The organism is uncultured Finegoldia sp., assembly GCF_947252345.1.
Lineage (GTDB): Bacteria > Bacillota > Clostridia > Tissierellales > Peptoniphilaceae > Finegoldia.
Genome location: NZ_CAMXVC010000007.1, coordinates 41,739 through 51,062, shown reverse-complemented (window position 1 = coordinate 51,062; position 9,324 = coordinate 41,739). Strand labels below are relative to the sequence as shown.

Below are 9,324 nucleotides of genomic sequence, written 5' to 3'. Positions count from 1 at the left end.
CTTAAAATTTTCTTACAAAGAAAAAGAAAAGGAGATGTTATTTAATGAATAATAGTTATGATGAAAGAGTCAAATTTGTTAATGGAAATTATCACTCTTTAGTTCACGCAAGAAAGCCAAAAGGCATAGATGATAAGAAAGCCTACATTATAGGTACTGGTATTGCTGCATTGGCTGCGGGTGGATTTTTAGTAAAAGATGCTCACATGAAAGGCGAAAATATTACTTTTATTGAACAATTAGAATTGCCTGGTGGAAGTTTGGATGGAGAATTTAAGGCTGAACACAGAGGATATGTTGCCAGAGGCGGTAGAGAAATGGGTCACCATTTTGAAACTTTGTGGGACTTGTACAGTGCGATTCCATCATCTGAAAATCCAGAGGAATCAATACTAGATCATTTCTTCTACACTAACTTAGACGATCCAAATTTCAGTAAATGTCGTATAACTCATGAAAATGGTAAAAGATATGATGAAGAAAAATTCAACTTATCAGACAAAGCTTTGAAGGAAATTGCAGAGCTTACAATTACAAAAGATGAAATCTTACAAAACAAACAAATTGATGAAGTTTTCTCAGAAGAAACTTTGAATAGTGATTTCTGGATTTTGTGGAGATCAATGTTTGCGTTCCAAAACTGGAATAGTGCTTTGGAAATGAAATTGTATTTGAACAGATTTATCCACCATGTTGGAGGACTTCCTACACTTTCAGCTCTTCAATTTACTCAATACGACCAATACGAATCTATCGTTAAACCGATAGTTAAATGGTTAGAAGAAAAAGGTGTTAAATTTGAATACGGAATCACTGTAAAAGATGTTGATTTTGATATAACTGCTGATAAGAAAGTTGCTACAAAATTGGTAATGGAATCAAGTAAAGGTGAAGACAAATCAATTGATTTAACTGAAAATGATTTGGTGTTTATAACTAATGGATCAATGACTGAATCATCAAGCTACGGTGACGATGAGACTGCAGCAACTTTGAGTGCTGATCTTGGCGGAAGCTGGGATTTATGGAGGAATATAGCATTAAAATCAGATGAATTCGGCAAACCTGACAAATTCTGTAAAAATGTTGAAAGAACTAACTGGGAATCTTGTACTGTAACTGTTCATGGTGGTAAAGTTATCGACTATATCGAAAATATTACTAAGAGAAATCCTTACACAGGAAAAGTAGTTACAGGTGGTATCGTAACTGTTAAGGATTCAAATTGGTTGATGAGCTGGACGATTAACAGACAACCACAATATGTTGGTCAACCAAAAGAAGATATTTGCGTTTGGGTTTACGGATTATTTACTGACAAAGACGGAAATTATATCAAAAAAACTATGAGAGATTGTACAGGAAAAGAAATCACAAAAGAATGGTTATATCATATAGGTGTTCCTGAAGCAGAAATCGATCAATTATCACAAGATTGTTCAGCAATTCCTGTAATGATGCCATATATTACAAGTCATTTTGAACCTCGTGAATTTGGCGACAGACCTTACGTTGTTCCTAAAGGAGCTGTGAACTTTGCATTCCTTGGACAATTTGCAGAAACACTGGACAAACCTGGCAGAGATACTGTATTTACTACAGAATATTCTGGAAGAACAGCAATGGAAGCTGTATATGCATTGTGTCATGTTGAAAAGGGAATTCCAGAAGTTTACGCTTCAAGATACGATTTGAGATATTTATTAAATGCAGTTAGTGCACTTAATGATTACGAAAAACCTGACCTACCAATTCCAAAATTGTTAGCTCATAGTATTGGAAAGAAAATAGAAGACACTGATATCGAATTAATGTTAAAAGAAAATAATTTGATTTAGATTTGTTAATATCCCTGGAATTTATTTTCTGGGGATATTTTTTTGTTTTAATTTGTAATAAAATATACAAAAGGGGATGAAAATATGGACAGAAGGAAAATAGATCGAATCAAAGGAGCGCTTTTTGCTTTTGCGATAGGTGATAGCATGGGAGCTACTACTGAATTTATGACTGAAGACGAAATTTCAAAAATCTACGGAAAAGTCACTGATATATTAGGTGGAGGATGGCTTGATTTGAATCCAGGAGAATGCACTGATGATACTGATATGAGTATTTGCGTTATGAATTCTTTGATGGAAAATGACCGTGATAATTTTGAGAAAAATACTATGAAAAATTTCGTGGAGCGGTACAATACTCATCCAAGAGATATTGGCAATCAATGTAGACGTGCAATCGAACACTACATTCAGTACGAAATATTTATCGAAGAAGATGATACAGCGCTTGGAAATGGAAGTTTGATGAGAGCACTTCCTTGTGCACTTCTAGATAATGAAATTTCTGAAGATTTGAATATAAAACAAGGACGACTCACTCACAATAACGAAATGTGTGATAATATTTTACTCGAATACACACAAATTATCAGAGATAATATCAACGGGAAAAACCACGAACTAAAAGATACGCAATTGTTAAAACCATCTGGATATATCGTGAACACATTCAATAATGCGATTCATTGGGCGAAGGAAAATTCGATTGAAGATTGTATTATAAACGCTGTAAATCACGGGGGAGATTCTGACACGATAGCGGCAATTGCAGGAAGTATCAGCGGCTCGATTCATGGATATTCTACAATTCCTAAAAAGTGGATTGACAAATTAGACGAAAATGTAAAAGAGCAAATTGAAAAATTTGTAGAATATTTGAAAAATCAAATATAAGCAATAAAAAAATCCTGCGTAATGCAGGATTTTTGCTGTTTATTATTCTGTTATATCTTCGCCGTTGTAAGCGTGAGTATATATCATTTTTACTATTTCTGGATTTGATTCACGTGGATTTGTCAAAGTACAAGGGTCTTCAAAAGCGTTCTTGCTCATTTCATCCAATACTTCGTCGAATTTTTCCTTGTTAAATCCGAATTTGTCTTCAACTTCTTTTAATGTTGGTGGAATACCAACTTTCTTAGCTAATTCTCTAACAGCTAGTGGATAATCTTTAACTCCCAATTCTTTTTCAATCCAGTCAACCTTATCAGTTGCTTTTCTGTTGAATTGTGTGATGTATGGAAGAAGAATTGCATTTGCAAGTCCGTGAGTAATTCCGAACATACCACCGATTTTGTGTGCTAATGAGTGAACTAAACCAAGAGATGCTGATGTAAATGCGATACCAGCCATTGTAGATGCGTTGTGCATTTTTTCACGAGCTTGCATATCATCTGGGTTTTCGCAAGCTTTTGGTAAGTTTTCAAATACCAATTTCAAAGCGTGAATTGCAAGAGCATCTGTGTAATCATTTGCAATGTTTGAAACTAAAGCTTCAGTTGCGTGTGCGACAACATCCATACCTGTGTTTGCTGTAACAGATTTTGGCATCTTAGAAGGTAAAACAGGATCTACGATTGCGATATCTGGAACAATATGGTCAGAAACCAATGGATATTTTATGTGAGTTTCTGTGTCAGTAATAACTGAGAACGCAGTGATTTCACTTGCAGTACCTGAAGTTGATGGGATACCAACAAATTTTGCCTTCTTGCGAAGCTCTGGAAGAGAACCAGGTTGAACAATGTCTTCGAATTTTAATTCTGGATGTTCATAAAAAGCCCACATACCTTTTGCAGCGTCCATTGCAGAACCGCCACCTAAAGCTACAATCCAATCAGGCTCAAATTCTAACATTTTTTTCGCGCCAGCTTCAACTGTTTGTACTGATGGATTTTCTTCAACGCCATCGAAAACACAAACTTCCATGCCAGCTTTTTTCAATTCGTCACATGCTCTATCTATGAAACCATTTTTCTTCATAGAATTTCCACCTGTAACAATAATCGCTTTCTTTCCTTTTAATTCACTTAACTTTGAAAATGCCCCTTCACCAAAGTGAATAAATCCTGGAATATGAAGTACTCCATTTGCCATAAAAATCACTCCTTGTAAAATATTTACAAAAACGTATTCGCTTCTGCTATAATAATATTATAACAATATATCCCAGAAAAAGTCAAATGAAAAAAATATTTCTTAACAAATAATCATTATTATCTTAAAGACTTTTACCGTGATAAATAACAATGATTATTTAAAACATACTTTTATTTTTGGGAAAGCATTTGTATAATATTATTAAAAAATAAGGAGGTAAAAATGTCAGAAAAAGAAAATATAAAATTTAAAAAAATAAGCTTCAAAATATCGCTCGTAATTTTAATATTTTTGTTTGCGATTGGAGTATTGTTTTTTAAGTCGGCAGAATTTCAAAGATTTAAAAAAAATTTAAAAAGCGAATACAGCGGAGGAATAAAGAGAGAAATCATTATCTACAATGCAGAAGGAAAAGAAATTTTCAGAAAAGAAGGTAAATTCGATTTTACTTATGATGACAAATGTATAGAATACATCGACACACAAACGGATTTAAAACACAACGTATTCGCAGGAGACAACTCGACTGTAATAATCAACGAATTGAAATAAAAAAACGGTAGCTAAAAAGCTGCCGTTTTTATGGTGGAGATGAGGAGAATCGAACTCCTGTCCAAAAATATATTCATAAGAACTTCTCCGAGTGCAGTCAGTTAATTTTTATTCGTCGACCAAAATTTAACTGACAAAACCATAATCGATATATCCTCTTAAATAATCCCGTATGCCAGAGGAAAACAAACGAGATGTTCCTGCTCATTAGTTGAGATTCAAAAAGAAAACGCAGGACGATTTTTTAGCTTTTGAATCGGCCGCCGTTATTAGGCAGCTAGTGCGAAGTTATTATCTTCAGCGTTTATATTTAGTTGTCCTTTTTTTACGTTTGTAGACGAAAACGACTCGCTATTCAAACTTCAATATCCCTGTCGAAACCAAGACATCCCCGTATTTGACAATTTAATTTTACCACAAAATGCCTATTTCTTCAAATAATTGCTAATTTCTGGTACATATTATAAAATATAATTAACAAATTATTTGGAGGTTTTTATGAAAATTGCAATAGCAGCAGACCATGGCGGATTTGAATTAAAAAATTCAATGGTTGAATATATAAAAAGTTTGGGAAATGAAGTTGTGGATTTGGGAACAAATTCAGCTGATTCAGTAGATTATCCAGATTATGCAAAGAAAGTTTGCGAAGAAATCCAAAAAGGAAACTGTGAGCTTGGAATTTTGATTTGTGGAACAGGAATCGGTATGAGCTTGGCGGCAAACAAGTTAAAAGGAATCAGAGCTGCGTGCGTTTCTGATGTGTACAGTGCGAAAATGAGCAGAAACCACAACAACGCAAATGTTTTGTGCATTGGAGCTCGTGTTGTTGGAGATGAGGTTGCAAAATTAATCATCAAAACTTTTTTGGAAAATAAATTTGAAGCTGGTCGCCACCAAAGAAGAGTCGACAAGATTATGTCGTTTGAAAAAGAAAACAGGGAATTATAAAATGGCAAAAAAAGCTTTAATCATCGATGGCTCATCTCTTTTGTTTCGAGGATTTTATGCAATAAGAGATTTGACAACGAAAGACGGAGTGCACACAAACGGCGTTTACGGGTTTATGAATATGTATTATTCTGTGATGGAAAAACTCAGCCCTGATTTGGTGTGCGTTTGTTTCGACAGAAAAGAGCCGACGTTCAGGCACGAAAAATACTCAGAATACAAGGGCAACCGACAAGAAACTCCTCAGGAACTCATAGCTCAATTTGATTTGTTGAAAAAATTGTTGGCTGCGATGGGAGTGACATACATTGATTTAAAAGGCTACGAAGCAGACGACATCGCTGGGACATTGGCAAAACAAGCATCTGAAAAAAGCTACGATGTGTACTTGTTGACAGGGGACAAGGATTATCTTCAATTAATCGACCAAAATACAAAAGTTGTTCTCACAAAAAGGGGAATAACTGAAACAAAAATTTACGATGTCGATGAATTAAAAAAAGACTACGGAATTACACCTAAGCAAATGATTGATTTGAAAGGTTTGATGGGAGATAAATCAGACAATATTCCAGGGGTTGATGGTGTTGGCGAGAAAACTGCCCTCAAATACATCCAAAAATATGGAAGCATCGAAGGCTTGTACGAAAACATCGACGAAATTTCAGGCAAAAAGACAAAGCAAAAAATCATCGATGGGGAAGATATAGCGTATTTGAGCCGTGAACTTGGAACCATTGACAGAAATGTTCCACAAGATTTGATGGGATTTACGATAGACGATTGCATAATCAAACAACCGGATGAAAATGAATTGATAGAAGTGTTGACCAAGCTAGAGTTCAACAGCTTTATAAAAAAACTTCCAAATGAACAATCCGAAGAAAAATGTGAGTTTGAAATATTGGACGAAAATATCGAAGCAATAAAAGCCTATATTAAAGAAAACAAAAAGTTTACTTTTGCTTTATTTAACGATGGATTTTATGTTGACAATGAAGCCGTAATATTTGCAATCTACACTGACAAAGTCTACATCACAAGAAATGTCGAATTGGTAAAATCCTTCAAGAGTGAGTTTGAAGCAGATGATATCAACAAGCTTTCGTTTGACATAAAACCTTGTATTTATCATTTAATGAGATACGGCATCGATATTTCATACAACTATGACGATGTAGTGATAATAGAATATCTGCTCGACCCTTCCAAGACAAGCTACGGAATGGAAAGGTCTGACCCTAAAATCGTGGGCTACGATTTCAAATCGCTAGAAGACATCACAGGCAAAGGAAAATCCAAGAAAACTATTTTGGAATCTGACGAAAATTTAATAAACAACTATGTAGTTAAATATATGACGTTTACGAACAAATTATTCGAAAAAATTTCCGAAATAGAAAAAGAAAATATGACGCATTTGTATCGCGATGTTGAAATTCCACTTATAAAAGTGTTGTGCGATATGGAATTTACGGGAGTTTGTGTGAAAAAAGAAACTCTGGTCGAAATGGGAGAAATGTTCGAGGAAGAAATCAAACAAATCGAAGCAGATGTTGAAGAATTAATTGGAAAAAAAATCAACATCAATTCATCAAAACAATTGGCAGAAGTTTTGTTTGAAGATTTAGAACTACCTGTGATAAAGAAAAACAAAACAGGCCCATCGACAGACCAAGAAGTGCTCGAAGCGTTGAGCGGAAGACATGAAATCATCGATTATATATTGAGATATCGAACAATTACAAAACTCAAAACAACCTACATCGATGGAATGGTCGATTTAATCAAAGAAGAGGGCAAAATCCACACCACTTTCCAACAGACGATTGCACAGACTGGAAGGATAAGTTCTACCAATCCAAACCTTCAGAACATTCCAATCAAAACAGACGAAGGAAAACTCATCAGAAAAGCATTTGTACCATCAAATGACAATGTGCTTTTAGATGCGGATTATTCACAAATCGAGCTAAGAGTTTTGGCGGATTTGGCAGATGATGAGGTGATGATAGATGCCTTCAAAAAAGGAGCTGACATTCACAGAAAAACAGCGAGTGAAGTGTTCAAAGTCGACTTTGACAAAGTTACACCACTTCAAAGGTCCAACGCAAAAGCCGTGAATTTTGGAATAGTTTACGGGATTGGAGATTATTCTTTGAGCAAAGACCTTCACATCACCAGAAAAGAAGCCAAGGAATACATCGACAACTACCTAAACACATATAAGGGAATCAAAAAATATATGCAGGATATCGTCGAAATAGGCAAGGAACAAGGATATGTAGAAACAATAATGAACAGACGAAGATACATTCCTGAATTGAAATCCAAAAACTACAACGTGAGAAGCTTCGGAGAACGTGTCGCACTCAATACGCCAATTCAAGGCTCTGCTGCAGATATAATCAAAGTCTGTATGGTGAAATTCTACGACAGATTGAGAAATGAAAACCTAAAAGCGAAGTTAATCCTACAAGTACACGACGAGTTAATCGTAGATTGCCCAGAAGATGAAAAAGAAAAAGTTTTGCAAATAATGAAAGACGTAATGACTCATGCAGTTGAGCTTAAAGTTGATTTAAAAATCGATGTGCAAAGTGCAAAAAATTGGTATGATGCAAAATAAAAAAATAATTGTAATCGCTGGAAATATCGCAAGCGGAAAAAGCAGTGTTTGCAAAAGAATTAAAGAAAAAGGATTTGTTGTCATAGATTTGGATGAAGTAACACACCAAATCTATGGCAAAGGAGAAAAACTTTACTACAAATTAATAGAGGAGTTTGGAGAGGAGATTTTAGGCGAAAATTTGGAAATTGACAGAAAAAAACTCTCTAAATTTGTATTTAATTCAAAAACAATGCGAAAAAAACTTGAAGAATTAACACATACTGATATAATATTAAGAGTAGTAAATATAATTAAAAAGGAAAAGTCTGATTTGATTTTTCTGGAAGTTTCTATGTATGTGGAAGCGAAAAGTCTGATACTAGACAACATCGAGGTCGATGAGGCATGGGTAGTAGTATCCGACAACGATATTAGAATTAAAAGAATAATGAAAAGAGACAACGTCGATTTTGATATGGCAGTTAAAAAGATAAATTCGCAGTATGATTATCAAACATTGACAAGTGATTTTGATGAAGTTATAACGAACAACTCATCATTAGAAAAATTAGTCGCTGAAGTTGACGATTTGATAGATAGGAAAAAATTATGAAATTTATTAAAAGATTTTTTTTAACAATAATAACGATTTTTGTGATTTTATTTTTGGTTGGGTTTGGCGTGAGTGCATACAGCACTATGAGTAGACCTGTAAAATATGTTGATTTGGTAAACACATATTCCAAACAGTACAACGTCGATCCACTTTTGGTTATGAGCGTAATCAAAGTTGAATCCGATTTTAACCCAGACGTTCAATCAAAGGCAGGAGCGTTGGGGCTAATGCAATTGATGCCTGACACTGCAGAAAGCATCAACAATATGAGAAACACCCATTTCACAGTAGATGATTTGAAAAAACCTGACAAGAACATTGAAATGGGAACGGCGTATTTGTCGTACTTATTGCACCACTTCAAAAACCATGACTTGGCAATTGCAGCATATAACGGGGGAATTGGAAATGTTAAGGAATGGTTGGCGAACGAATCATTTTCAAAAGATGGAAAAACTTTGAGCGATATTCCATCATCAGAAACAAAGTATTACGTGGTCAAAGTCGACAATCAATACAAAATTTACAAGATTTTTTATGAAGATACTGTCTTGAAAGACAATATGCACAAAGATTTTAAGGTTTGGGCTAAAAATTACTTCAAATTAATCAAAAATATCATAAATAAATACTAAAAAAAGACCTTTATAAGG

The 9,324-nt window shown here is 34.5% G+C and carries 8 protein-coding genes and 1 other RNA gene; 7 read left to right on the top strand and 2 right to left on the bottom strand.

All coding sequences use genetic code 11. The features are described from left to right. Positions 1–44: 44 nt before the first annotated feature. Positions 45–1,838, top strand: coding sequence for an oleate hydratase (locus Q0X02_RS02585; protein ID WP_094225457.1), 1,794 nt, complete (start codon positions 45–47; stop codon positions 1,836–1,838). Between the two features lie 84 nt (positions 1,839–1,922). Then, positions 1,923–2,735, top strand: a complete 813-nt coding sequence (locus Q0X02_RS02580; protein ID WP_297811113.1) for an ADP-ribosylglycohydrolase family protein — start codon at positions 1,923–1,925, stop codon at positions 2,733–2,735. 42 nt (positions 2,736–2,777) lie between these two features. On the opposite strand, the gene Q0X02_RS02575 is transcribed toward Q0X02_RS02580, so the two are convergent. Beyond that, a complete protein-coding gene (locus tag Q0X02_RS02575; protein ID WP_297811110.1) occupies positions 2,778–3,938 on the bottom strand; it encodes an iron-containing alcohol dehydrogenase in 1,161 nt (386 codons plus the stop codon). 225 nt (positions 3,939–4,163) lie between these two features. On the opposite strand from Q0X02_RS02575, the gene Q0X02_RS02570 reads away from it, so the two are divergent. Further along, positions 4,164–4,493 carry a hypothetical protein gene (locus Q0X02_RS02570; RefSeq protein ID WP_297811107.1) on the top strand — a complete coding sequence of 110 codons (330 nt, stop codon included), beginning with the start codon at positions 4,164–4,166 and terminating at the stop codon, positions 4,491–4,493. A 31-nt stretch (positions 4,494–4,524) separates the two neighbouring features. Here Q0X02_RS02570 and ssrA read toward each other — a convergent pair. Next, positions 4,525–4,886, bottom strand: a transfer-messenger RNA (tmRNA) gene (gene ssrA, locus Q0X02_RS02565). A gap of 105 nt (positions 4,887–4,991) precedes the next feature. On the opposite strand from ssrA, the gene rpiB reads away from it, so the two are divergent. From rpiB to Q0X02_RS02545, 4 genes are read left to right on the top strand one after another with little or no spacing between them, the layout of a single operon-like run. Further along, a complete protein-coding gene (gene rpiB, locus Q0X02_RS02560) occupies positions 4,992–5,444 on the top strand; it encodes a ribose 5-phosphate isomerase B (RefSeq protein WP_297811104.1) in 453 nt (150 codons plus the stop codon). 1 nt (position 5,445) lies between these two features. After that, positions 5,446–8,073, top strand: a complete 2,628-nt coding sequence (gene polA, locus Q0X02_RS02555) for a DNA polymerase I (RefSeq protein ID WP_297811101.1) — start codon at positions 5,446–5,448, stop codon at positions 8,071–8,073. Continuing rightward, positions 8,063–8,668: a dephospho-CoA kinase gene (gene coaE, locus Q0X02_RS02550; RefSeq protein WP_297811098.1), complete on the top strand. Its 606-nt coding sequence runs from the start codon at positions 8,063–8,065 to the stop codon at positions 8,666–8,668. Before polA ends, coaE begins: the two co-directional genes overlap by 11 nt. Continuing rightward, positions 8,665–9,306 carry a lytic transglycosylase domain-containing protein gene (locus tag Q0X02_RS02545; protein WP_297811095.1) on the top strand — a complete coding sequence of 214 codons (642 nt, stop codon included), beginning with the start codon at positions 8,665–8,667 and terminating at the stop codon, positions 9,304–9,306. Before coaE ends, Q0X02_RS02545 begins: the two co-directional genes overlap by 4 nt. The last annotated feature ends 18 nt before the right edge of the window (positions 9,307–9,324 follow it).